This window comes from Streptomyces sp. NPDC050548, assembly GCF_044457385.1.
In the GTDB taxonomy this organism is placed as follows: domain Bacteria; phylum Actinomycetota; class Actinomycetes; order Streptomycetales; family Streptomycetaceae; genus Streptomyces.
Genome location: NZ_JBITGV010000014.1, coordinates 20,419 through 44,291, shown reverse-complemented (window position 1 = coordinate 44,291; position 23,873 = coordinate 20,419). Strand labels below are relative to the sequence as shown.

Annotated in this window: 20 protein-coding genes; 4 read left to right on the top strand and 16 right to left on the bottom strand. The window is 70.2% G+C overall.

Features of this window, described 5'->3' with window-relative positions:
• Positions 1 to 9 precede the first annotated feature (9 nt).
• The 16 genes from ACIBJH_RS32670 to rsmH form a co-directional block, all read right to left on the bottom strand.
• Positions 10 to 1,266, bottom strand: a complete 1,257-nt coding sequence (locus ACIBJH_RS32670) for a DivIVA domain-containing protein (RefSeq protein WP_399120516.1) — start codon at positions 1,264 to 1,266, stop codon at positions 10 to 12.
• A gap of 52 nt (positions 1,267 to 1,318) precedes the next feature.
• On the bottom strand, positions 1,319 to 1,609 hold the full coding sequence (locus ACIBJH_RS32665) for a YggT family protein (RefSeq protein WP_019067748.1): 291 nt from the start codon (positions 1,607 to 1,609) through the stop codon (positions 1,319 to 1,321).
• A 50-nt stretch (positions 1,610 to 1,659) separates the two neighbouring features.
• On the bottom strand, positions 1,660 to 2,301 hold the full coding sequence (locus ACIBJH_RS32660) for a cell division protein SepF (RefSeq protein WP_026178397.1): 642 nt from the start codon (positions 2,299 to 2,301) through the stop codon (positions 1,660 to 1,662).
• A gap of 128 nt (positions 2,302 to 2,429) precedes the next feature.
• Positions 2,430 to 3,149: a YggS family pyridoxal phosphate-dependent enzyme gene (locus ACIBJH_RS32655; RefSeq protein WP_399120515.1), complete on the bottom strand. Its 720-nt coding sequence runs from the start codon at positions 3,147 to 3,149 to the stop codon at positions 2,430 to 2,432.
• Between the two features lie 6 nt (positions 3,150 to 3,155).
• On the bottom strand, positions 3,156 to 3,884 hold the full coding sequence (gene pgeF / locus ACIBJH_RS32650; RefSeq protein ID WP_399120514.1) for a peptidoglycan editing factor PgeF: 729 nt from the start codon (positions 3,882 to 3,884) through the stop codon (positions 3,156 to 3,158).
• Complete coding sequence (ftsZ, locus tag ACIBJH_RS32645; protein ID WP_399120512.1) at positions 3,881 to 5,071, bottom strand: cell division protein FtsZ; 1,191 nt, start codon at positions 5,069 to 5,071, stop codon at positions 3,881 to 3,883. Before ftsZ ends, pgeF begins: the two co-directional genes overlap by 4 nt.
• Before the next feature lie 277 nt (positions 5,072 to 5,348).
• Positions 5,349 to 6,143 (bottom strand): cell division protein FtsQ/DivIB, encoded by a 795-nt coding sequence (locus tag ACIBJH_RS32640; RefSeq protein WP_399120511.1) that lies wholly within the window; start codon positions 6,141 to 6,143, stop codon positions 5,349 to 5,351.
• A 25-nt stretch (positions 6,144 to 6,168) separates the two neighbouring features.
• Positions 6,169 to 7,260 carry an undecaprenyldiphospho-muramoylpentapeptide beta-N-acetylglucosaminyltransferase gene (murG, locus tag ACIBJH_RS32635; RefSeq protein WP_019067754.1) on the bottom strand — a complete coding sequence of 364 codons (1,092 nt, stop codon included), beginning with the start codon at positions 7,258 to 7,260 and terminating at the stop codon, positions 6,169 to 6,171.
• A 6-nt stretch (positions 7,261 to 7,266) separates the two neighbouring features.
• Positions 7,267 to 8,634 carry a putative lipid II flippase FtsW gene (gene ftsW, locus ACIBJH_RS32630; protein WP_399120510.1) on the bottom strand — a complete coding sequence of 456 codons (1,368 nt, stop codon included), beginning with the start codon at positions 8,632 to 8,634 and terminating at the stop codon, positions 7,267 to 7,269.
• 21 nt (positions 8,635 to 8,655) lie between these two features.
• Complete coding sequence (gene murD, locus ACIBJH_RS32625; RefSeq protein WP_399120509.1) at positions 8,656 to 10,113, bottom strand: UDP-N-acetylmuramoyl-L-alanine--D-glutamate ligase; 1,458 nt, start codon at positions 10,111 to 10,113, stop codon at positions 8,656 to 8,658.
• Positions 10,095 to 11,168: a phospho-N-acetylmuramoyl-pentapeptide-transferase gene (mraY, locus tag ACIBJH_RS32620; RefSeq protein WP_352183683.1), complete on the bottom strand. Its 1,074-nt coding sequence runs from the start codon at positions 11,166 to 11,168 to the stop codon at positions 10,095 to 10,097. Before mraY ends, murD begins: the two co-directional genes overlap by 19 nt.
• Complete coding sequence (murF, locus tag ACIBJH_RS32615; protein WP_399120508.1) at positions 11,165 to 12,580, bottom strand: UDP-N-acetylmuramoyl-tripeptide--D-alanyl-D-alanine ligase; 1,416 nt, start codon at positions 12,578 to 12,580, stop codon at positions 11,165 to 11,167. The genes mraY and murF overlap by 4 nt, the downstream gene beginning before the upstream one ends.
• Before the next feature lie 4 nt (positions 12,581 to 12,584).
• Entirely contained in the window at positions 12,585 to 14,105 is a 1,521-nt protein-coding gene (locus ACIBJH_RS32610; protein WP_399120715.1) for a UDP-N-acetylmuramoyl-L-alanyl-D-glutamate--2,6-diaminopimelate ligase, read from the bottom strand.
• Between the two features lie 161 nt (positions 14,106 to 14,266).
• Entirely contained in the window at positions 14,267 to 16,237 is a 1,971-nt protein-coding gene (locus ACIBJH_RS32605) for a peptidoglycan D,D-transpeptidase FtsI family protein (protein WP_399120507.1), read from the bottom strand.
• Between the two features lie 5 nt (positions 16,238 to 16,242).
• On the bottom strand, positions 16,243 to 16,818 hold the full coding sequence (locus ACIBJH_RS32600) for a septum formation initiator family protein (RefSeq protein WP_399120506.1): 576 nt from the start codon (positions 16,816 to 16,818) through the stop codon (positions 16,243 to 16,245).
• 45 nt (positions 16,819 to 16,863) lie between these two features.
• Positions 16,864 to 17,820, bottom strand: a complete 957-nt coding sequence (rsmH, locus tag ACIBJH_RS32595; RefSeq protein ID WP_399120505.1) for a 16S rRNA (cytosine(1402)-N(4))-methyltransferase RsmH — start codon at positions 17,818 to 17,820, stop codon at positions 16,864 to 16,866.
• Between the two features lie 416 nt (positions 17,821 to 18,236).
• Between rsmH and ACIBJH_RS32590 the strand changes: the two genes are divergently transcribed.
• The 4 genes from ACIBJH_RS32590 (at position 18,237) to ACIBJH_RS32575 (ending at position 23,801) form a co-directional block, all read left to right on the top strand.
• On the top strand, positions 18,237 to 18,785 hold the full coding sequence (locus ACIBJH_RS32590) for a beta-class carbonic anhydrase (protein WP_399120504.1): 549 nt from the start codon (positions 18,237 to 18,239) through the stop codon (positions 18,783 to 18,785).
• Between the two features lie 236 nt (positions 18,786 to 19,021).
• A complete protein-coding gene (locus tag ACIBJH_RS32585) occupies positions 19,022 to 20,059 on the top strand; it encodes an AAA family ATPase (RefSeq protein WP_399120503.1) in 1,038 nt (345 codons plus the stop codon).
• The gene (locus ACIBJH_RS32580) at positions 20,059 to 21,423 is read left to right on the top strand and encodes a DUF58 domain-containing protein (RefSeq protein ID WP_399120502.1); all 1,365 of its coding nucleotides are present in this window, start codon (positions 20,059 to 20,061) and stop codon (positions 21,421 to 21,423) included. The genes ACIBJH_RS32585 and ACIBJH_RS32580 overlap by 1 nt, the downstream gene beginning before the upstream one ends.
• Positions 21,420 to 23,801: a DUF3488 and DUF4129 domain-containing transglutaminase family protein gene (locus ACIBJH_RS32575; RefSeq protein ID WP_399120501.1), complete on the top strand. Its 2,382-nt coding sequence runs from the start codon at positions 21,420 to 21,422 to the stop codon at positions 23,799 to 23,801. Before ACIBJH_RS32580 ends, ACIBJH_RS32575 begins: the two co-directional genes overlap by 4 nt.
• The last annotated feature ends 72 nt before the right edge of the window (positions 23,802 to 23,873 follow it).

Genomic DNA, 23,873 nt, shown 5'->3' with positions numbered 1-23,873 from the left:
AGAGGCCGGTCAGTTGTCGTCCTCGTCGATCAGGAAGCCGCGCATCGGCGAGGGGGCCTGGCCCATCGGGGACGGGCCCTGCGGGCGGACCGGAGCCATCGGCTGGGTCATCGCCGGGGACATCTGCTGCTGGCCGCCGTAGGACGGACCGGCCGGAGCCGGGCCACCTCCCATGCCGCCCATGCCACCCATGCCCTGCGGGCCGCCGTACGACGGGGCGCTCGCGCCGGCCGGAGCCATCGAGGGCGCCGGGGACGGCGGAAGCGACGCGGCGGCCGGAGCACGCGGCGGAGCCAGCGAGTCGTCGGCCTGGGTCTCCAACTGGCGCAGCTGGGACTCCAGGTAGGACTTCAGACGCGTGCGGTACTCGCGCTCGAAGCCGCGCAGGTCCTCGACCTTGCGCTCCAGCGTGGCGCGGGCGGACTCCAGGGAGCCCATCGCGACGCGGTGCTTCTCCTGCGCGTCCCGCTCCAGGGCGTCGGCCTTGGCACGGGCGTCGCGCTCAAGACCCTCGGCGCGCGAACGGGCCTCGCCGACGATCTTGTTGGCCTCGGAACGGGCCTCGGCGATCGCCTGGTCGGCGGTCTGCTGGGCCAGCGAGAGGACACGGGCGGCGCTGTCGCCACCGGGGCCCTGCTGCGGCATGCCGCCGCCCATCGGTCCGCCCATGCCCATCTGCTGCATGGGGGGCTGGCCCATCTGACCCTGCATCGGGCCCTGGCCCATCTGCTGCATCTGGCCCTGCATGGGTCCCTGGCCCATCTGACCCTGGCCCATCTGGCCCTGCATCGGACCCTGGCCCATGGGGCCCTGCCCCATCGGACCCTGGCCCTGCGGGCCACCCTGGCCGGGGCCGGGCGGCAGCTGCGGGGCACCGCTCGGCAGCTGGGGCGGGCCGCCCATGGGGCCGCCCATCTGCTGCTGCGGCGGGCCCGATATGCCGGCGGGCACCGGGGCGCCCGGACCGCGCATGCCCTGCTGCGGCATGCCTTGCGGGGGCATGCCCTGCTGGGGCATCCCCTGTTGCTGCATGCCGCCCTGCTGCTGGTCCTGTTCGGGGGGCTTGCGCATGTTCTGCTGGTTCTGGGCAGCGGCACGCGTGGCCGCGGCCAGTTTGGCGCGCAGGTCCTCGTTCTCGCGGAGCAAGCGCGTCAGTTCGGCTTCGACCTCGTCGAGGAAGGCATCAACCTCGTCCTCGTCATAGCCTTCTCGGAGGCGGACGGTCGTGAACTGCTTGTTCCGCACGTCCTCGGGGGTCAACGGCATCTCTTCACCTCAACGTAGTCATCGGCAGTCGGCAAGACCGTATCGTCCACTGTCACCCCGCGAGATTGCCCACGATAGAGATCAAGATGTAGACGATGATCATCAGGACGAAGAAGGACAGGTCGAGCGCCACGCCCCCGAGACGCAACGGCGGAATGAACCGCCGTAGAAGCTTCAACGGTGGATCGGTGACAGTGTAGGCGGCCTCCAGAACGACCACCATCGCCTTGCCGGGTTGCCATGAGCGGGCGAACTGGAAGACGTAGTCCATGACCAACCGGAAGATGAGCACGATGAGGAACACCATCAGCGCGATGTAGATCACCTGCGCGAACACGCTCATGGTCTGTGTTTCCCTCTCCCCTGTTCCGTGCTTCCTAGCGGCTGTCTGTCTCAGCTCTGATTGAAGAACCCGCCCTCTGCGATGCGGGCCTTGTCCTCCGCCGTGACATCGACGTTAGCAGGCGACAACAGAAACACCTTCTGCGTCACCCGCTCGATGCTGCCGTGAAGACCAAACACCAAACCGGCCGCAAAGTCGACAAGTCGCTTGGCGTCTGTGTCATCCATCTCAGTCAGATTCATGATCACCGGGGTGCCTTCACGGAAGTGTTCCCCGATGGTACGGGCCTCGTTGTAGGTCCGGGGGTGAAGTGTGGTGATCCGGTAAGGCTCTCGTTCCGACACGACCTTGGGCATGATCACCGGTGCGTTCTTCTCCAGGGACTGGCGTTCTTGTGTGATGGATGCCACGGGCGCGATGCGCGCCGGACGCCCTGATTCCGCACCCAGTGAAGCGGAATGGGACACCGGGTCGCGAGGGGCCGGAGGCTGCACCACTCGTACCGGTTCGTCCCTTTGGGACTGATGTGAACTGTGCGCCTGGTGTGACGGCTCGTGCCGTCGACGGTCCCGCTCGGGCTCCGGGTCCAGTTCGGGTTCGAAGTCGTCGTCGGGGTCGAAACCCCGGCCGTCGTACCCATCGTCCTCCACGAGGCCGAGGTAGACCGCCATCTTGCGCATCGCGCCGGCCATTCTCTGAGTCCTCCGCTCTGTGGTGGATCGGCTGACGACTGCCAAGTGCCCGCGATCCACGAGGTCGTTACGCCCGCCTGCGGCGGCAATGACCATATTTTCTGCTGTGGTCCGACTTCCTGGCGACGTTACCCGAGCCTGGGGCGGACGCCGAGTACCGCAGTGCCGACGCGTACATGTGTCGCTCCGGCTGCCACGGCCTGTTCGAGGTCCGCACTCATCCCTGCCGAGACCATGTTCGCAGCCGGATGGGCTCGGCGCAGGTCAGTCGACAAATCCATCAACCGCCCGAACGCCTCCTGTTGGCGTCCCGCGTACTCCCCGGTGAGCGGAGCGACGGTCATCAGACCGTCGAGCCGCAGCCCCGGGGAGTCGGCCACCAGGTCGGCCAACTCCGCGATGCCGCCCGGTCCGACGCCACCGCGCTCGCCCCGCCCGCTCACTCCCGCGTCCAGCGCGACCTGGATGAGACAGCCCAGTTCGCGCCCGGAGCGCTCGGTCTCCTTCGACAGCGCGGTCACGAGCCGGGCCCGGTCGACCGACTGCACGACATCGGCGTAACCGGCCACGGATCGCACCTTGTTGGTCTGCAACTGGCCGACGAAGTGCCAACTCAGCGGCAGATCCGCGCATTCGGCCGCCTTCGGGGCGGCGTCCTGGTCCCGGTTCTCGGCGACATGACGCACACCGAGTTCGGCCAACGTCCGCACGTCGCTCGCCGGATAGGTCTTGGTGACCACGATCAGGGTCACCTCGTCGCGCTTCCGCCCGGCCGCGGCACAGGCGGCGGCGATGCGCTCCTCGACTTTCGCCAGATTCACGGCGATTTCTTGCCTACGGTCCGTCATGCCCGATCAGTCCAGCCACACATAGCTCGCGAGCCGCCCGGTGGTGCGGTCGCGGCGGTACGAGAAGTGGTCGCCCGATTCACGGGTGCACACCGGCGACCGCTCCCGGTCGCGCACCCCGAGCCGGTCGAGCTGCGCGTGCGCTCCGGCGGTCACGTCGACCGCGGGAGTGCCCCAACTCGTCTCGGCGTACGCCGCGGGTTCCACGGCGGCGACATCGGCGCGCATGTCCGCGGGCACTTCGTAGCACCGGCCGCAGACGGCGGGTCCGGTGCGGGCGACGATCCGGGCGGGATCGGCGCCGAGTTCCGTCATGGCCCGTACGACGGCGGGTACGACCCCCGCCACCATGCCGGGGCGTCCGGCGTGGGCCGCGCCCGCGATCCCGGCGACCGGGTCGGCGAGCAGGACCGGAGTGCAGTCGGCGGTCAGGACCGCGAGGGCGAGTCCGCGCCGGGCGGTGACGAGGGCGTCCACGGAGGGGATGTCGGCGGTGCCCCAGGGCCCGTCGACGACCGCCACGTCCGCGCCGTGCACCTGGTTCATCCAGACCACCAGCGCCGGGTCCAAGTCCAGTGATTTGGCGGCCAGTTCGCGATTGGTACGGACCGCGTCGGGGTCGTCGCCGACCGCGCCGCCGAGGTTGAGCTCCTCGTACGGAACGGCGCTCACCCCGCCCCACCTGTCGGTGAAGGCGAAATGCGCGCCGCTCACGGTGTCGAACTGTCCTATCACTTCAGGAAGTCCGGTACGTCCAGCTCCTCGGCGGCGCTGTCCGAGTAGGTCCGCGACGGCGGGACCGGCGGGGCGATCGGGAGGTCGGCGACCGGCTCCTGGGCGGGCTCCGGCTCCTCCTTCGGCTTGACGCTGCCGAGCGAGCCGAAGGACGGACGGCTCTCGGTCTGCCGTACCGGAGTCGGCTCGTCGCGGCGGGCCGAGGACGAGCCCATCGTGGACTCGCGGCGGGTCGGCGGCTGGCCGCCGTCGAAGCCGGCCGCGATCACGGTGACCCGGACCTCGTCGCCGAGGGCGTCGTCGATGACCGCGCCGAAGATGATGTTGGCCTCGGGGTGGGCGGCCTCGCTGACCAGTTGGGCCGCTTCGTTGATCTCGAACAGGCCGAGGTCGGAGCCGCCGGAGATGGAGAGCAGGACGCCGCGGGCGCCGTCGATGGAGGCTTCGAGGAGCGGCGAGGAGATCGCCATCTCGGCCGCCGCCACCGCGCGGTCGTCGCCGCGGGCCGAGCCGATGCCCATGAGGGCCGAACCGGCCTCGGACATCACGGACTTGACGTCGGCGAAGTCGAGGTTGATCAGGCCGGGCGTGGTGATGAGGTCGGTGATGCCCTGGACGCCGGAGAGCAGGACCTGGTCCGCCGACTTGAAGGCGTCGAGGACCGAGACCTGGCGGTCCGAGATGGACAGCAGCCGGTCGTTCGGGATGACGATGAGGGTGTCGACCTCTTCGCGGAGTTCGGCGATGCCGTCCTCCGCCTGGTTGGCCCTGCGCCGTCCTTCGAAGGTGAAGGGGCGGGTGACCACGCCGATGGTGAGGGCGCCCAGGGAGCGGGCGATGTTGGCCACGACGGGGGCGCCGCCGGTGCCGGTGCCGCCGCCCTCGCCGGCCGTCACGAAGACCATGTCGGCCCCCTTGAGGACCTCCTCGATCTCCTCGCGGTGATCCTCGGCCGCCTTGCGGCCGACGGCCGGGTTGGCGCCGGCGCCGAGTCCGCGGGTGAGTTCGCGTCCGACGTCGAGTTTGACGTCGGCGTCGCTCATCAACAGCGCCTGCGCGTCGGTGTTGATGGCGATGAACTCGACGCCCTTGAGACCGACCTCGATCATCCGGTTGATGGCATTGACACCACCGCCGCCGACACCGATGACCTTGATGACTGCGAGGTAGTTCTGCGGTGCTGCCACGTCGAAGGCCTCTCGCCTCGAATTACGTCGCCGTCTCCGTGCGGTTCCCGCGCGGGACGGCAGATGCCGAATGGGACGGTCCGTAGCGCCGACCCGAACCCTAACGTTGAAGTTTAGGGTTACCAGTGTGTCTGTTCCTTGAAGTCTTCTGAACAGGACACTAAGTCGACAAGTGGCGCACGTTCAACGAACACGCCGAACCTCCCGTTTTTCTTTTCACCCTATGTGATCAGCCGTAGCGCTGCCCAACCAGGGTGCTGGCCTGCGCGAATGTGCGTCAACTCCCGGCTGACGCAGGGGCGGTGGGAACACTTACGTCGAAGTGCCGGGCTCCGGAAGCTGCTTTCATGAGAGCGGTGAGCGTACGCGCCTTCGCCGCGCCCTTGTCGCCGCTTCCCCAGGAGACGGTCCGGCCGCCGCTCAACTCCAGTGAGATGTCGTCGTAGGAACGGACCTTGACGACCTGTGTGTCGCGCGCGACCGCGGCCGGAATGTCACCCGCGACGCGCACCGCCTCGCGGACGAGCCGGTCCTCTCCGAAGCGGCGCAGGCCGGCGGCGGAGGAAGCCGTGGGAGAGAGCGTCAATTCGAGGGTGGGGACGGACTTCGGTGGCGTGGAAACGGTGGCGAATCGCACGCCCTCGTCGTCCACTTCGACAAAGTTTCCGCCCTTTTTCACCACCAGGACCGGGCTGCGTTCGGTCACTTTCAGCCCGATTCCATGAGGCCAGGAACGGACTACGTCAACGGTGTCAATTCGGGGCAATTTCCTGCGGAGTCGGGCTTCGATCGCATCGGTGTCGACGGAAATGAGCGGTCCGCCGACCGGCACACCGGCGGCTTCGCGCACCTGCTCCGGAGTGAGGACCTCGGTCCCGGAGACCGACACCTTCTCGACCCGCAGCCACTGCGAGCCGTAGAGCAGCCAGACCGCGGCGGTGCCCAACAGGACTGCGGCGAGGGCGAGTACGACAATCAGACGAAGGCGCCGACGCCCCAGACGCCGGACAAGGGGCGGGCCGGACGACTCCTGTTGGCGTTCACCGCGTTCGGCGGTCGTCGGTCCGGCCACGATCCCCTGCCTCTCTCACATATGGCTAGCGGTGCCGCGAGGCGATCGCCTCGTACACCATGCCGACGAGCAGGTCGTCGGCGTCCCGGCGGCCGAACTCGCTTGCCGCGCGCGACATCTCGTACAGCCGGTGCGGGTCGGCGAGCACGGGCAGGACGTTGCCCTGGACCCACTCGGGCGTCAGTTCCGCGTCGTCGACCAGGAGTCCGCCGCCGGCCTTGACCACCGGCTGGGCGTTGAGCCGCTGTTCGCCGTTGCCGATGGGCAGCGGGACGTAGGCGGCCGGGAGTCCGACGGCGGAGAGTTCGGCGACGGTCATCGCGCCCGCGCGGCAGAGCATCATGTCGGCCGCGGCGTACGCGAGGTCCATCCGGTCCACGTACGGTACCGGGATGTAGGGGGGCATCCCCGGCATCTGGTGCACCTGCGGCAGTTCGTTCTTCGGGCCGACCGCGTGCAGGATCTGGATTCCGGCCTGTTGGAGGTACGGCGCGACCCGCTCGACCACCTCGTTGAGGTGCCGGGCGCCCTGCGAGCCGCCGGAGACCAGCAGCGTCGGCAAGTTGGGGTCGAGGCCGAACGCGGCCCGTGCCTGGGGCCGTACGGCCGCGCGGTCCAGGAGGGCGATGGAGCGGCGCAGCGGGATGCCGATGTAACGGGCGCCCCGCAGCTTGCTGTCCGGGGTGGAGACGGCGACCTGGGCCGCGTAGCGCGAGCCGATCTTGTTGGCCAACCCGGGCCTGGCGTTGGCCTCGTGGATCACGATCGGCACCCCGAGGCGCTTGGCGGCGAGATAGCCGGGCAGCGCCACATAGCCGCCGAAGCCGACGACCGCGTCCGCCTTGGTGCGCTCCAGGATCTGCTCGGCGGCCTTGATCGTGCCGCGCAACCGGCCCGGCACGGTGATCAGTTCCGGGGTGGGCTTGCGGGGCAGCGGTACGGCGGGGATCAGCGCGAGTTCGTAGCCCCGCTCGGGTACGAGGCGGGTCTCAAGGCCGCGTTCCGTGCCCAGCGCCGTGATCCCCACGGTGGGGTCCTGCCTGCGCAGGGCGTCCGCGAGGGCGAGCGCGGGCTCGATGTGGCCGGCGGTCCCCCCACCGGCGAGTACGACATGCACCGAAATTCACCGCTCTCCGGACGAACGCGCCGCCGAGGCACGCCGTCGCATCGTGTTCCATCTGCGGGGACTCCGGCCGGAACCGGGTCCCCTGGCCCCCCGTTTTCTACCAAAGCGGGGTTGCCGCATCGCAAGCGCCGCCCGCGCAGCGGGGTCGTCGCGCGCGAAGGCGATCAGCAACCCGATGGCGAACATGGTCGGCAGCAGGGCGGAACCCCCGTAGGAGAACAGCGGGAGCGGGACGCCGGCGATCGGCAGCAGGCCGAGCACCGCACCGATGTTGATCACCGCCTGAGCGATGATCCAGGTGGTCACGCCTCCCGCGGCATACCTCACGAAGGGGTCCTCCGTGCGTCCGGCCACGCGGATACCCGCATAGCCTAGAGCCGCGAAGAGGGCGAGGACCGACAGCGTCCCTGCCAGGCCCAGTTCCTCACCGGTGACGGCGAAGATGAAGTCGGTGTGGGCTTCGGGGAGTTGACCCCATTTCTCCACACTCGCGCCGAGCCCGGAGCCGAAGATCCCGCCCGATGCGAGCGCGTAGATCCCGTGCACGGCCTGCCAGCAGTCGGCGACCCCGGTCTTGGGCTCGGTGGCGCCGATGCAGGCGAGCCGGGCCATCCGGTTGGGGCTGGTCTTGATGAGGATCACACCGATCACGCCCGCGATCGACAGCACGCCGGCGAAGAGCCGGGTCGGCGCACCGGCCAGCCAGAGCAGGCCGAACAGGATCGCGGTGAGGATGATCGCCGTCCCCATGTCGCCGCCGAGCATGATCAGCCCGAGCAGCATGAACGCGACCGGCACCAGCGGCACCAGCATGTGCTTCCACTGGGACAGCATCGCCTTGTCCTGCTTGCGGGCCAGCAGATCGGCGCCCCACAGCACGAGGGCCAGCTTGCCGAACTCGCTGGGCTGGATCTGGAAGGAGCCGCCGAGCGAGATCCAGTTGCGGTTGCCGTTGACCGACATCCCTATCCCCGGCAACTGCACCAGCGCCATCATGAAGACGGCGCCCGCGAGGATCGGATAGGCCAGCGCCCGGTGCAACTTGACCGGCATCCGCGAGGCGACCAGCGCCAGCACCCCGCCGATACAGGCGGCGAGGAACTGTTTGCGGAAGAAATACGAGCCGGGCAGCGAGAGTTGGAGCGCGGTGATCTGGGAGGCCGAGTAGACCATCACCAGACCGAGCACGGTGATCAGCACGCTGCCGCCGGCGATCAGGTAGTAGGCGGTCAGCGGCCGGTCCCAGGCCTTGCGCGCGTTGGCGTACAAGCGTCGTACGGGGTTGTCGCGTACGGTCCGTGCGGCGGCGGGACGTCTGGGGGTCCGCTGCTGCACGGGCGGCCGGCCGGTACGGCTACTGGGCATCAGCGCCTCCGCTCACGTCGGTCAGGCGCCGAGTTCGCGAACCGCCTGGGCGAACGCGTCACCGCGCTTGTTGTAGTTGGCGAACATGTCCATGGAGGCGCAGGCCGGGGCGAGCAGCACCGTGTCGCCGGCGGCGGCGAGCCGCTGTGCCTCCTGGACAGCCGCGAGCATCGCCCCAGTGTCGGTCCGGGCGAGGTCGACGACGGGTACTTCAGGGGCGTGTCGCGCCAGGGCTTCCCGGATGAGCGCACGATCGGCGCCGATCAGCACCACGCCCCGAAGTCGCTTTGCCGACTTGGCGACGAGTTCGTCGAAGGTAGCGCCCTTGGCGAGTCCGCCCGCGATCCACACGATCGACTCGTAGGCCGCCAACGAGGCTTCCGCCGCATGGGTGTTGGTGGCCTTGGAGTCGTCGATGTACGCGACACCGTCCACATCGGCCACGTGCGCGATCCGGTGCGCGTCGGGCGTGAAGGCCCGCAGCCCGTCCCGTACGGCCTTGGCGGGCACCCCGAAGGCGCGCGCGAGGGCGGCGGCGGCAAGGGCGTTGGCGATGTTGTGCGGGGCCGGCGGATTGACGTCGGAGATCTCCGCCAGCTCCTGCGCGTTGCGCTGCCGGTCCTCGACGAAGGCGCGGTCGACCAGGATGCCGTCCACGACGCCGAGTTGGGAGGGCCCGGGGCTGCCCAGCGTGAACCCGACGGCCCGGCACCCCTCTTCGACATCGGCCGCGCGGACCAGGTCCTCGGTGGCCTTGTCGGCGACGTTGTAGACGCAGGCGACCCGATTGCCTTCGTAGATACGGCCCTTGTCGGCGGCGTACGCCTCCATGGAGCCGTGCCAGTCGAGGTGATCGGGCGCCAGATTGAGAACGGCGGCGGAGTGGGCGCGCACCGAGGGCGCCCAGTGCAGCTGATAGCTCGACAGTTCGACGGCGAGGACGTCGTATTCCTCGTCCCCGAGTACGGCGTCCAGGACCGAGACGCCGATGTTGCCGACGGCGGCCGTGCGCAGGCCGCCCGCCTTCAGGATGGAGGCGAGCATCTGGACGGTGGTGGTCTTGCCGTTGGTACCGGTGACGGCGAGCCAGGGGGCCGCGTCGGGGCCGCGCAGGCGCCAGGCCAGCTCCACGTCGCCCCAGATCTCGACGCCGGCTGCCCGTGCCGCCGTGAACAGCGGCTTGTCGGGCTGCCAGCCGGGGGCGGTGACGATCAGTTCGGTGCCTTCGGGCAGGGTCCCCGCGGCGGAGCCGCTCATGGATGCAGTGTCGCCGAGGCGCACGGTGATGCCGAGCGCCTCCAGGTCGGCGGCCTGGGCCCGGGAGCGCTCGTCGTCGCCGTCGTTGACGACCGTGACGAGCGCGCCGAGGCCGTGCAGGACCTTGGCCGCCGGGATCCCGGAGACACCGAGTCCGGCGACGGTGACGTGCTTGCCCTCCCAGGAGAGCCCCTGCCCATCGGTCACTTTTCCGCTGCCCATCCCGCGTAGAAGAGGCCAAGGCCGACGATCACGCAGATGCCCTGGATGATCCAGAAACGGACCACCACGAGCACTTCGGACCAGCCCTTGAGTTCGAAGTGGTGCTGGAGCGGGGCCATACGGAAGACCCGCTTGCCGGTGAGCTTGAAGGAGCCGACCTGGATGACCACCGACATGGTGATGAGAACGAAGAGGCCGCCCATGATGGCGACGAGCAGCTCGGTGCGGGAGAGGATCGCCAGACCGGTGAGGACACCGCCGAGGGCCAGCGAACCGGTGTCCCCCATGAAGATCTTGGCCGGCGAGGTGTTCCACCACAGGAAGCCCAGGCAGGCGCCCATCAGCGCGGAGGCGATGACCGCGAGGTCGAGCGGATCGCGCACCTCGTAACAGGCGTTCGGGTTGGTCAGGGTCTGCGCGTTGGCGCAGGACTCCTGGAACTGCCAGACGCCGATGAACGTGTAGGCGCCGAAGACCAGGACCGAGGCGCCGGTGGCGAGGCCGTCCAGACCGTCCGTCAGGTTCACGCCGTTCGACATCGCGAGGATCATGAACAGCGCCCAGATCACGAACAGGATCGGGCCGATCTTCCAGCCGAAGTCCGTGATGAACGACAGCTTCGTGGAGGCCGGGGTGTTGCCGCGGGCGTCCTGGAACTGGAGGGCGAGCACCGCGAAGCTGATGCCGACGATCAGCTGGCCGGCCATCTTCGCCTTGGCCCGCAGGCCCAGCGAACGCCGCTTGACGATCTTGATGTAGTCGTCGAGGAAGCCGACCAGGCCCATGCCGACCATCAGACCGAGCACCAGCAGACCCGAATAGGTCGGCGTGTAGCCGGTGATGACCTTGGACAGGAAGTACGCGGCGACCGTCGCGAAGATGAAGGCGATACCGCCCATCGTCGGCGTACCGCGCTTGCTGGCGTGCTCGCGCGGGCCGTCGTCACGGATGTACTGGCCGTAGCCCTTGCGGGCCAGCAGCTTGATCAGCAGCGGGGTGCCCACCAGGGTCAGGAACAGGCCGATGACTCCTGAGAACAGGATCTGCTTCATCATCGGGCGGCAACCTCACCCTCGGTACCGGCCTCGACGAGCGCCTGCGCCACGCTCTCCAGACCGACCGACCGGGACGCCTTCACGAGAACGACGTCTCCCGGGCGCAACTCGCTGCGCAACAGGTCGACCGCCGCCTGTGCGTCGGACACGTGCACCGACTCCTCACCCCACGAACCCTCGTTATATGCGCCCAGTTGCAGCCAGGACGCTTCCCTGCCCCCGACCGCGACGAGCTTGCCGACATTGAGCCGGACAGCGAGCCGTCCGACCGCGTCGTGCTCGGCGAGCGCCTCGTCCCCGAGCTCGGCCATCTTGCCGAGCACCGCCCAGGTCCGCCGCCCCTTGCCCATGGCCGCGAGCGCGCGCAAGGCGGCTCGCATGGACTCGGGGTTCGCGTTGTAGGCGTCGTTGACGATGGTCACGCCGTCCGGTCGCTCGGTGACCTCCATCCGCCAGCGGGAGAGGGAGCCCGCCTCGGAGAGCGCGGTGGCGATCTCGTCTGCGGACATGCCCAGCTCATGGGCGACGGCGGCCGCGGCGAGCGCGTTCGACACGTGGTGCTCACCGTACAGGCGCATGGTCACTTCGCTGCACCCGGAGGGTGTGTGAAGGCTGAAGGCGGGCTGTCCGCTGTCCGTGAGTCTGACGTTCTCGGCCCGTACGTCCGCTTCGCCGGACTCTCCGAAAAGGATCACCTTCGCCTTCGTACGGGACGCCATGGCCCGTACGAGCGGATCGTCCGCGTTGAGGACCGCGACGCCGCCGTCCTCAACTGAAGGGAGCGCTTCTACGAGTTCACCCTTTGCCTGCGCGATCTGCTCCCGGCCGCCGAACTCCCCGATGTGGGCGGTGCCGACGTTGAGGACGAGGCCGATCTGCGGGGGTGTCAGATCCGTGAGGTAGCGGATGTGACCGATCCCGCGGGCGCCCATCTCCAGGACGAGGAACCTCGTCTCGTCGGTGGCGCTCAGCGCGGTCAGCGGCAGCCCGATCTCATTGTTCAACGATCCCGGTGTGAACACCGTGGGCGCCTTGCGCGAGAGCACCTGGGCGATGAGGTCCTTGGTGCTGGTCTTGCCCGCCGAGCCGGTGAGGGCGACGAGGGTCGCGCCGAGCCGTCGTACGACATGGCGGGCGAGGGCGCCCAGGGCGCTCTGGACGTCGTCCACGACGATCGCGGGCACGCCGACCGGGCGGGACGCCAGGAGGGCCACCGCGCCCGCCTCGACGACCGCCTGCGCGAAGTCGTGGCCGTCGACGCGCTCGCCCACGAAGGCGACGAAGAGGCTGCCTGGTTGCACTTCCCTGGAGTCGCGGACCACCGGGCCGGTGACCTGGACGGACGGATCCGGTATGTCGTACGTCTGCCCGCCGACGACTTCTGCGATCTCGGCGAGGGAGAGGGCGATCACAAGTTCATCCCTGGGTCTTCTGGATAGCTTCGCGAAGCACCTGGCGGTCGTCGAAGGGACGGACCACTCCGGCGATGTCCTGGCCCTGCTCATGGCCCTTGCCCGCGACCAGCACGGTGTCCCCCGGCCGCGCGCGGGCCACGGCGGCGGCGATGGCGGCGGCCCGGTCCTCGAAGACCTGGACCTCGCCGCGCTCGTGCGCCGGCACGGACGCCGCCCCCTGGAGCATGGTCGCGAGGATCGCGAGGGGGTCCTCGGAGCGGGGGTTGTCCGACGTCAGTACGGCGGTGTCGGCGAGCCGCGCCACGGCGGCGCCCATCGGCTCGCGCTTGGTCTTGTCCCGGTCCCCGCCGCAGCCGAGCACGACGTGCACCTTGCCCTCGGTGACCTTGCGCAGCGCGCGCAGGACCGATTCGACGGCGTCCGTCTTGTGGGCGTAGTCGACGACCGCGAGATACGGCTGCCCGGCGTCCACGCGCTCCAGGCGCCCCGGCACGCCCGGCACGGCGGCGATGCCGTCGGCGGCGAGCTGCGGGTCGAGGCCCGCGGTGGCCAGGGCGGCGATCGCGGCGAGGGTGTTGGCCACGTTGAAGGAGCCGGCCAGCGGCGATCTCGCGGTGATCCGCTCGCCCTTGGGGCCGCCCGCGGTGAACGTCGAGTCCATCGGGCCGATTTCGACGTCCTCGGCACGCCAGTCGGCGTCCGGGTGGCCCTCCGCGGAGTAGGTGGTCACGGGGACCGTGGCCTCGGCGGCGAGCCTGCGGCCGTACTCGTCGTCGAGATTGACCACTCCCTGCCGGCTGCGCGGCGGTGTGAACAGCTGGGCCTTGGCCTGGAAGTAGTCCTCCATGCCGGAGTGGAACTCCATGTGCTCCGGGCTGAGGTTGGTGAAGACCGCGATGTCGAAGACGCAGGCGTCGACCCGGCCGAGGACCAGGGCGTGGCTGGAGACCTCCATGGCGACCGCGTCGACCCCGCGCTCGCGCATGACCGCGAACAGGGCCTGGAGATCGGTGGCTTCGGGGGTCGTGCGCTCCGACTTCATGCGCTCGTCGCCGATGCGCGTCTCGACCGTGCCGATCAGACCGGTGGACCGGACCGTTTTCAGCCCGCCCTCTACGAGGTAGGCGGTGGTCGTCTTCCCGGAGGTGCCGGTGATGCCGATCTGGAGCAGATCGCGGCCGGGGTGGCCGTAGATCGTCGCCGCCAGCTCGCCCATCTGCCCACGCGGATCGGCTACGACCAGGACCGGCAGGCCGGTCGCGGTCGCGCGGTCGGCGCCGGCCGGGTCCGTCAGGACGGCCACGGCACCGAGTCCGGCGGCCTGGGTCACGAAGTCGGCGCCGTGCACACGGGCGCCGGGCAGCGCGGCGTACAGGTCGCCGGGGCGGACGGCGCGCGAGTCATGGGTGATGCCCGTGACCTCGGCGGTCGACACCGGCTCGGCGGCGCCCAGTTGGTCGGCGAGTTCCGCGAGGGGTGTGGCGGAGAGCTGCGCCGGCCTGGGCGACCCCGGGTATGTCACGGATACGCCCTTCTGGGGGGTTTGGTACTGATCGGCGGGTGGCACGGCGGTGAGCGTACCGGGCGCACCGCCCTCGGGGCGAAGCGAGGGGCGGGGCTCGCCCTGGTTCCCGGACTGGGAAGTGATCATGGTCACGGATCGGTTCCTGGCTGTTGCGCTGATCAGGGAGTGAAGGTCACGGGCAGGTTCGCGGCCTTCGCCCCGGTGGGCGGGACCTGGAGGGTCTTGAGGGCGAACTCCATCACCTGCTTGTAGATCGGTCCGCAGATCTGACCGCCGAAGTAGCTTCCGCTGGTGGCGTTCTGGATCGCGCAGTAGACGGTGATGCGGGGGTTGTCGGCAGGCGCGAACCCGGCGAACGACGAGGTGTAGCCCTTGTACTTGCCGGTGGCCGGATCCACGCGGTTGGCGGTGCCGGTCTTGCCCGCGACGCGGTACCCCGGAATCGCGGCCTTACCGCCCGTGCCCTGCTCGTCGTCCACCACGGACTCCAGCATCTGGGCGAGGGTCTTCGCCGTCTTCGCACTGATGACCCTGGTCTTCTTGGGCGTCGCCGCAGGTGTGAAGCGGCCGTCGGGCCCCTTCGTGCCGCGCACCAGGGTGGGTTCGACGCGGACTCCGCCGTTGGCGACCGTCGAGTAGACGGAGGCCGCCTGGAGCGCGTTGAGGGACATGCCCTGGCCGAAAGGAATCGTGTACTGCTGCGAGGTCGACCACTTGGAGGCGGGCGCGAGGATGCCCTTCGTCTCACCGGGGAAGTCGAGCCCGCTGTAGCTGCCGATGCCGAACTTCCGCAGATACGAGTACAGGACCTCGTTGGCCTGCGACTGCGTCTTGCCGAGCTGGCCGGCCGCCTCGATGGTGCCGATGTTGCTGGACTTGGCGAGGACGCCGTTGAGCGTCAGGTTCCAGGTCGCGTGGTCGACGTCGTCCTGGAAGAGGCGGTCGCCGCGGTGCAGCCGGTTCGGCACGACGACATGCGTCAGCGGGGTGGCCACGTTCTCCTGGAGCACGGCGGCCATCGTCATGACCTTGGCGGTGGAACCGGGCTCGTAGGCGTCCTGGAGGGCCGCGTTGCCCAGGGAGGCCGCGTTGGCCTGCGCGAGGTCGTTCGGGTCGAAGCCGGGCGCGTTGGCCATGGCGAGGATCTCTCCGGTGCGGGTGTCCTGCACTATCACGTACCCGCGGTCCGCCTTGGACTTCTTCACCTGCTCCGTGATGGCGTTCTGCGCGGCCCACTGGATGTCGCGGTCGATGGTCAGCTCGACGTCGGAACCAGGCACGGCAGGCGTCTCCGTGGAGCCCGCGGTGGGCACCTGGAGGCCGCCGGACTGGGCGTAGCGGACCTTGCCGTCCTTGCCGGTCAGGTCCTTGTTCAGCTGCTGCTCGACCCCGCCGCCGCCCTTGCCGTCGGCGTTGACCCAGCCCAGTATCCCGGCGGCGAGATCGCCGTTCGGGTACACGCGCTTGGTGGTCGGGACGGCCAGGACACCGGCAAGGACGTTGACGGTGGTCGGGTCGGTTCCGGACTTGGTGGTGAGCGCGCTCTTCAGGTCCTTGATCTGCTTCCAGACCTGCGGGGTCTGCCGGTTGGCGAGCACCACGTAGCGCAGGTTCTTGTTCGCGGGCCTGAGTTTCTTGACGATCGAGGCCTGGTCCACGCCGAGGATCGGGGCGAGGAGGGCCGCCGCCTGCTCCGGCCCGTCGTCGATCTTGAGCTGCTTGCGGGTGAACAGCGTCGGGTCGGCGGTGATCGTGTACGCGTCCACGCTGGTCGCGAGGGCCACCCCGGAACGGTCGGTGATCTCACCGCGCTCGGCGGCCAGGACGTAGTCGACGTACCGGTTCTGCGCGGCCTTGGCGGCGTACGCGCTCGCGTCGACGGCCTGCACCTGGAGCAGCCGTACGACGAACGCGATCAGGACGAGGGTCAGCGCGAGGCTGATCATGCGCAGCCGGGGGCGGGGGCTGCCGAGCCGGAGGGCGCGCGGGCCTCCCGGGCGAGCGGCGGGAGAGGCAGGTGCCGGGCGGCGGGCCGGGTGGGCGCCGGGCCCGGGGCGGCGCCGGGCATCGGGCCGTTCGGGCCTGGCCGGTCCGGGCACTCGGCGGCGCGGCGGTTCCCTGTCGGACACTTCCGTCACCTGCCGGGTGTAGTCGGGGTGGAGGACTGAACTGCCGTGGACTGCGCGGACTTTGCGGGCTGTACGGACCGTGCCGGGGTGGGCGTCGGGGCGGCCACGGGTGCCGCCGCGCCGGCCGCGGGGGTCGGGCTCGGCCTGCTGACGAGGGCCTCCGGGGCGAGCACCACCGGTGTGTCCGCGGAGGTCCTCTCGGCGGCGGCCTGCTCCGGGACACCCTTCACGGTGCCGTTCGGGTCGAGGAAGGCGGGGTCTCCCCCGGGCACCATGCCCAGTTCGTGGGCGCGGCGCTGGAGGGCGTCGGGGGCGGAGTATGCGTCCACGTCCCGCTGGAGGGCCTGTTCCTCGTCGGTGAGGCTCTTGGTCTGCTTCTGGAGGTCGTCCAGCTTGAACTGCCCTTCGCTGAGCGCGGAGTTCAGCACGAGCAGCGCGATCAGACCGCCGCCGAGGAGAAGCACGACAAGGAGGACGAACGGGGTCCGGGCCGCGTGGATCCCGCCCGACTGCGCGGGTCCGGTCGGAAAGAGCCGCGCCAGCCGGGCGGCCCTGCCCCTCAGTTCGGGTTTCCTACTCACTCACGCACCCCGCACCCCAACACCCCGCACCGACTTGGTACGTACTCACCCGATGTCCTCCCTGATGCGCTCGGCCCCCCGCAGCCGCGCGGGTGCCGCCCGCCGGTTCTCGGCGACCTCTTCCTCGGTGGGAAGTTCGGCACCGCGCGTCAGGAGCTTGAGCCGGGGCTGGTACTGCTCGGGCACCACGGGCAGTCCGGGAGGCGCGGTATTGGCGGCGCCGGCCGCGAACACCTGCTTCACCAGGCGGTCTTCGAGCGAGTGGTACGACAGGACGGCGATCCGGCCGCCCACGGCAAGGGACTTCACGGCGGCGGGAATCGCCCTCTCCAGGACGGACAGTTCGCCGTTGACCTCGATGCGCAGCGCCTGGAAGGTGCGCTTGGCCGGGTTGCCGCCGGTGCGCTTGGCGGCCTGGGGCAGCGAGTCGCGGATCAGCTCGACGAGCCGCGCGCTGTTGCCGAACGGCTCCTTGTCGCGCTCACGGACGATCGCCGACACGATCCGCTTGGCCTGCTTCTCCTCGCCGTAGGCCCGCAGGATGCGGACGAGTTCACCGGGCGCGTAGGTGTTGAGGACCTCGGCGGCGCTGATGCCGGTCGTCTGGTCCATGCGCATGTCCAGGGGGGCGTCCTGGGCGTAGGCGAAGCCGCGGTCGGCCTCGTCCAGCTGCATGGAGGAGACGCCGAGGTCGAACAGGACGCCCTCCACGCGCGCGAGGCCGAGCCGCTCCAGTACGTCGGGGAGTTCGTCGTAGACGGCGTGCACGAGGGTGGCGCGCTCCCCGAAGGGGGCGAGGCGCTCGCCGGAGAGGCGCAGGGCCTCCTTGTCGCGGTCGAGGGCGACGAGGCGGGCCTCCGGGAAGCGGGTGAGCAGTGCCTCGCTGTGGCCGCCGAGACCGAGGGTGCAGTCGACGACCACGGCTCCCGGCCGCTCCAGGGCGGGTGCCAACAGGTCCAGGCACCGCTGGAGCATCACCGGGACGTGTCGACTGTTGCTCAAGGGGCCCTCTCAGGTCCGACGGGCCCGTACGCACCGCCGGGTCCCCGCCCGCTCATGAAGGGGAAGGCCTGCCGGCGCCGGAAGCGTCAGCCGACCGGGAGCGGGAGGAGGCCGAGCCGTACGTACGCGCCGCGCACGTGGGGAGAATCCGGAAAGTCGCCGGAGCCTCCGGGAAAAGTCCAGCAGGGAGGCCTCGCCTCCCGCTTCGCGCAACTTTAGTCCACGCTGTCTCACGGTCAATCAACCGGCCTGCGCGTCGCGGGCCGGGGTGCGTGCGAAGCCTCAAATCGGGAAGAATCACCCACGCGGGTGCACCCCCGCCACCCGTGTGGGTTACCTCACAAGAGGACGCAATGACGCTCTTTTTCCCTTCCCGTACCAAGACCGCACCGGCGGTGACCAGTACCGTCATAGGTATGACGACCTCCGCATCCGTACCCACAGAGTCCGAAGGCGCCATAGCCCACGACGGGACCGTGACGGACCGCCTCGTCGAGGCCAACGGGCAGTACGCCGCCGCGTTCACCGATCCCGGGATGGACGCCCATCCCGTCCTCCAGGTGGCCGTGGTGGCCTGCATGGACGCCCGTCTCGACCTGCACGCGGCGCTCGGCCTCCAGCTCGGCGACTGCCACACCATCCGCAACGCGGGCGGTGTCGTCACCGACGACGTCATCCGCTCCCTCACCATCAGCCAGCGGGCGCTCGGCACCCGCAGCGTCGTGCTCATCCACCACACCGGCTGCGGCCTGGAGTCCCTCACCGAGGAGTTCCGGCACGACCTGGAGATGGAGGTCGGCCAGCGCCCCGCCTGGGCGGTGGAGGCCTTCCGGGACGTGGAGCAGGACGTACGGCAGTCCATGCAGCGTGTGCGCACCTCGCCGTTCCTGCTGCACACTGATGATGTGCGCGGCTTCGTGTTCGACGTGAAGTCGGGTCTGCTGCGCGAGATCGACCCCGCCTGACGCACCCGCCCGCCCCGAAACTTCGAAAAGTTCGCCCCTCGGACCGCCCAAAAGGTCGTAAGACCCGACAAAGCGAAGGCAGTTGTCCACAGGCGAGTGACACGAACCGGTAACGGCAACAAGAATGCGGGTGTGGCGTCACGCGGAACTTTTCCCGCGTGCCGTCCGTGTTTCGGGGTGGGCCGATCCGCAGCGCGCGCGTCGGCCCATGGAAAGAACGGGCCGAGGAGGGCCGGGTGACGACCTATGACGATCGAGCGAGCCTTACAGATCTGACCGCCACTGTGGAGCGAGTCCGCAGTTCGGTGGAAGGAGTGATCGAGGGCAAGCCCGAGGTCGTACGGCTTTCGCTGACCGTGCTGCTCGCCGAGGGACATCTTCTGATCGAGGACGTTCCGGGCGTGGGCAAGACAATGCTGGCCAAGGCGCTGGCACGGTCGATCGACTGTTCGGTGCGGCGAATCCAGTTCACGCCGGACCTGCTGCCCTCGGACATCACCGGTGTGTCCATCTGGGACCAGCAGCGGCAGGACTTCGAGTTCAAACCGGGCGCCATCTTCGCGCAGATCGTGATCGGCGACGAGATCAACCGCGCCTCGCCGAAGACCCAGTCCGCGCTCCTGGAGTCGATGGAGGAGCGGCAGGTCACCAGTGACGGCCAGACCTACGAGCTGCCCAGCCCCTTCATGGTGGTGGCCACGCAGAACCCGGTCGAGATGGAGGGCACCTATCCGCTGCCCGAGGCCCAGCGCGACCGTTTCATGGCCCGGGTCTCCATCGGCTATCCCAGCGCGGAGGCCGAGCTGCAGATGCTGGACATCCACGGCGGGGTGAGCCCGCTGGACGACCTCCAGCCCGTGGCCCACGCGCACGACATCGTCAAGCTGATCGAGGCGGTCCGCGGCGTCCATGTCGCCGACCCGGTGCGCAGATACGCGGTGGACCTGGTCTCCGCCACGCGCACCCACCCCGACCTCAGACTCGGCGCCTCCCCTCGCGCGACGCTGCACCTGCTGCGCGCGGCGAAGGCCTCCGCCGCCCTGAGCGGCCGTGAGTACGCGCTGCCGGACGACATCCAGGCGCTCGCGGTCGCCGTCCTGGCCCACCGCCTGCTGCCCACCGCCCAGGCCCAGCTGAACCGCCGTACGGCGGAGCAGGTCGTCCAGGAGATCCTGCAGCGCACCCCCGTGCCCGCGGCGCCGCCGCAGCAGAGCAGCCTCGGCATGGGCCGCGGCACGGCGTCCTACGGCGAGCAGCCGCCCCGGAGGCTGTGATGGCCGTCGGGGGGCCGGGGGTCCCGGAGCCCGAGCGGGACGAGAAGGGTGGTGTCCGTACGGCCCTGGCGGGGCTGACCACCCGCGGTCGCTCGTTCCTGGCCGCCGGTATCGCGGCGGCCGTCTGCGCGTACGTCCTGGGGCAGGGCGATCTGCTCCGGGTCGGACTGCTGCTGGCCGTGCTGCCCCTGGTCTGCGCGACCGTGCTCTACCGCACCCGGTACCGGGTCGCCGGCAGCCGCCGACTCTCCCCCGCGCGCGTGCCGGCCGGCAGCGAGGCCCGCGTCCATCTGCGGATGGACAATGTCTCGCGGCTGCCCACGGGCCTGCTGATGCTTCAGGACCGGGTGCCCTACGTGCTCGGCCCCCGCCCGCGGTTCGTCCTGGACCGGGTGGAGGCGGGCGGCCGGCGCGAGGTGTCCTACCGGGTCCGCTCCGATCTGCGGGGCCGCTACCCCCTGGGCCCGCTGCAGCTGCGCCTGACAGACCCGTTCGGAATGTGCGAACTGACCCGCTCCTTCTCTACGTTCGACACCCTGACCGTGATCCCGCGCGTGGAGGCCCTGCCCCCGGTCCGCCTCAGCGGCGAGGCCAAGGGGTACGGCGACGGACGCAACCGCTCGCTGGCCCTGGCCGGCGAGGACGACGTGATCCCGCGCGGCTACCGCTACGGCGACGACCTGCGCCGCGTGCACTGGCGCTCCACCGCCCGCTACGGCGAGCTGATGGTGCGCCGCGAGGAGCAGCCGCAGCGCGCCCGCTGCACGGTGCTCCTCGACACCCGTGGCATCGCCTTCGCGGGCCAGGGCCCGGACTCGGCCTTCGAGTGGGCCGTGTCGGGCGCCGCCTCCGTCCTGGTGCACATGCTGGAACGGGGCTTCTCCGTACGGCTGTTGACCGACACCGGCAACTCGGTGCCCGGTGAGGGCGCCGACGGCTTCGCGGGCGCGAGCCAGGAGTCGGCGGACGCGGCCGGGCTGATGATGGACACCCTCGCGGTGATCGACCACTCGGACGGCGAGGGCCTGTCCCGGGCCTATGACCTGCTGCGCGGCGGAAACGAAGGATTGCTGGTGGCCTTCTTCGGCGACCTCGACGAGGAACAGGCGGCGATCGTCGCCCGGATGCGGCAGCGCAGCGGGGGCGCTCTCGCCTTCGTGCTGGACAGCGGCGGCTGGGTGCGCGAGTCGACCGACGTACCCGGCCCGGAGAACGAGCAGGAGGAACGGCTGCGGATGCTGCGCGACGCGGGCTGGACCGCCGTGGGCGTGCCGCGCGGCGCGTCCCTGACCGAGCTGTGGCAGCGCGCCGACCAGGAGCGCAACGGCGTCACCGCGGCCGGCCTCGGGGAGGGATGGGCATGAGCGGGCGGGCACGACTGGCGTTCTGCGCCTGGGTGGCGACCATGCTGGCGTCCACCGCACTGACCCCTCTGGTCTCCCCGGCGATCTGGATCTTCCAGGCCGGCTTCATGCTGGCGATCCAGGCCGGGGTGGGCGCGGCGACCCGGCGGGTCCCGCTGGCCCGGCCGCTGACCGTCGCCGCGCAGGCCCTGGTCACGCTGCTGATGCTGACCCTGGTCTTCGCCCGTGAGCAGGCCTTCGCCGGGATCGTCCCGGGCCCCCAGGCCTTCCAGCACTTCGCCGACCTGCTGCAGCAGGGCTCCGACGACGTCTCCCGGTACGCGATCCCGGCCCCGCTGCACGACGGCATCCGGCTGATGATCATCGGCGGTGTGCTGGTGATCGGCCTCGCGGTGGACACGCTCGCGGTCACCTTCCGCAGCGCGGCCCCGGCCGGGCTGCCGCTGCTCGCCCTCTACTCTGTCGCCGCCGGACTCTCCGACAGCAGTGCCGACTGGCTGTGGTTCCTGCTCGCGGCGGCGGGCTATCTGATGCTGCTCCTGTCCGAAGGCCGGGACCGGCTCGCCCAGTGGGGCCGGGTCTTCGGCGGGGCGCCACGCACCACCCCGGGTTCGGACTCCTCCGGACCACTCGCCCCGGTCCGCACCGGACGGCGGATCGGCGCCGTCGCGCTGGCCATCGCCCTGCTGCCGCTGCCCACGATCTCGGGCGGACTGCTGGACGCCGCCGGGACCGGTGTGGGCGCGGGCACCGGGAGCGGCGGCACGATCTCCGCGGTCAACCCGCTGGTCTCGCTGCGCGACAGCCTGAACGTGGACGAGAACCGCCAGGTCCTGTCCCTGCACACCAACACGAACGACATCTCGGACATGTATCTGCGGATCGTGTCCCTGGACGACTTCGACGGCATCACCTGGAAGCCGTCACAGCGGCACATCGAGAGCGTGCCCGACAAGTTCCCCACTCCGACCGGTCTGGGCGCCGACGTCAAGCGCGCGGAGATCAAGACCCGGATCTCGGCCGCGGACTGGTACGCCCAGGACTGGCTGCCGATGCCGTACCCGCCCAGCCGCGTGGACATCGGTGGCAGCTGGCGCTACGAGCCCGTGGGCATGACGGTCGTGGGGGACCACGGCCAGAACACCCGTGGGGTGAGCTACACGGTCACCAGCCTGGACGTGGAGCCGACCGCGGAGCAGCTGGCGACCGCGCCGGCGCCGTCGAAGGCCCTGGAGACCCAGTACACCAAGGTGCCGAAATCGCTGCCGGCGGTGGTGGCCCAGACCGCCCGCCGGGTCACCGCGGGCTCGGCGAACGCCTACGAGCAGGCGGTCAAGCTCCAGGACTACTTCGCGGTGACCGGCGGTTTCCAGTACGACACCCAGGTGGACGTCGGTACCGGCCGCAACGCGATAGCGAAGTTCCTCAAGGACAAGCAGGGTTTCTGCGTCCACTTCTCCTTCGCGATGGCGGCGATGGCCCGCACCCTGGGCATTCCGGCCCGGGTCGCGGTGGGCTTCGCACCCGGCACCCCGGAGGCCGACCAGTCGGTGTCGGTGGGCCTGAAGGACGCGCACGCCTGGCCCGAGCTGTACTTCGAGGGCATCGGCTGGACCCGCTTCGAGCCGACCCCCAACCGGGGCTCGGTGCCGTCGTACACCCAGTCGACCACCCCCGGCAGTGACGTCCCGGACCCGGCCAAGCCCTCGGCCTCGACGAGCACGGCCCCCTCGGCCGCCCCCTCGGCGAGCGAGAGCTGCACGGCCCAGCTGCGGAAGCTGGACGGCTGCACGAGCCAGGCCCCGGCGCTCGCGGCGGGCGACGACGGCAGGGGCCCGTGGTGGTACCTGAAGGTGTCGCTGCTGGGCCTGGGCGCGCTGCTGCTGCTGACGATCCCGTTCTCGCCGATGCTGTGGCGGGCCCGGGCGCGCTCGGTACGGCTGGGCGCACACGGTCGTACGGCGGCGGACGCGGCCCTCCACACGCTGGCGGTCTGGGAGGAACTGACCGATACGGCCTGGGACTTCGGGATCTCGCCCGACGATTCGCTGACCCCGCGCAAGGCCGCCGCCCGGATCGTGCGACTCGGGCATCTCGATCCGCCGACCGCCGCCTCGGTGCACCGGGTGGCGGACGCCGTGGAGCAGGTCCTCTACGCCCCCAGGCCGCAACTGGCGGCGGGGCTCACGCAGGACGTGCGCCGGGTGATCGTCGGTTTCCAGGACACGGCCGACCGCACCACACGGCTGCGCGCACTGGTCGCCCCGCGCTCGACCGTCCGGGTGGTGTGGACGCTGTCGGCCTGGTGGGCGTCCGTGACGACACGGGTGGCGGCGATCCGCCCGCCCCTGCGCAAGCCGTCGGGACAGCAGGGCTGAGGGGCCGAGAGGCCTGGGCACACGGGAGGGGGTGACCACCGGTTCGGTGGTCACCCCCTCACTCGTGTTCTG

Excerpts from the sequence above, each read along its gene's own strand:
- ACIBJH_RS32670 (WP_399120516.1), bottom strand. The coding sequence starts at position 1,266 with ATGCCGTTGACCCCCGAGGACGTGCGGAACAAGCAGTTCACGACCGTC.
- ACIBJH_RS32665 (WP_019067748.1), bottom strand. The coding sequence starts at position 1,609 with ATGAGCGTGTTCGCGCAGGTGATCTACATCGCGCTGATGGTGTTCCTC.
- ACIBJH_RS32660 (WP_026178397.1), bottom strand. The coding sequence starts at position 2,301 with ATGGCCGGCGCGATGCGCAAGATGGCGGTCTACCTCGGCCTCGTGGAG.
- ACIBJH_RS32655 (WP_399120515.1), bottom strand. The coding sequence starts at position 3,149 with ATGACGGACCGTAGGCAAGAAATCGCCGTGAATCTGGCGAAAGTCGAG.
- ftsW (WP_399120510.1), bottom strand. The coding sequence starts at position 8,634 with ATGCCCAGTAGCCGTACCGGCCGGCCGCCCGTGCAGCAGCGGACCCCC.
- murD (WP_399120509.1), bottom strand. The coding sequence starts at position 10,113 with ATGGGCAGCGGAAAAGTGACCGATGGGCAGGGGCTCTCCTGGGAGGGC.
- mraY (WP_352183683.1), bottom strand. The coding sequence starts at position 11,168 with ATGATGAAGCAGATCCTGTTCTCAGGAGTCATCGGCCTGTTCCTGACC.
- ACIBJH_RS32590 (WP_399120504.1), top strand. The coding sequence starts at position 18,237 with ATGACGACCTCCGCATCCGTACCCACAGAGTCCGAAGGCGCCATAGCC.
- ACIBJH_RS32580 (WP_399120502.1), top strand. The coding sequence starts at position 20,059 with ATGGCCGTCGGGGGGCCGGGGGTCCCGGAGCCCGAGCGGGACGAGAAG.
- ACIBJH_RS32575 (WP_399120501.1), top strand. The coding sequence starts at position 21,420 with ATGAGCGGGCGGGCACGACTGGCGTTCTGCGCCTGGGTGGCGACCATG.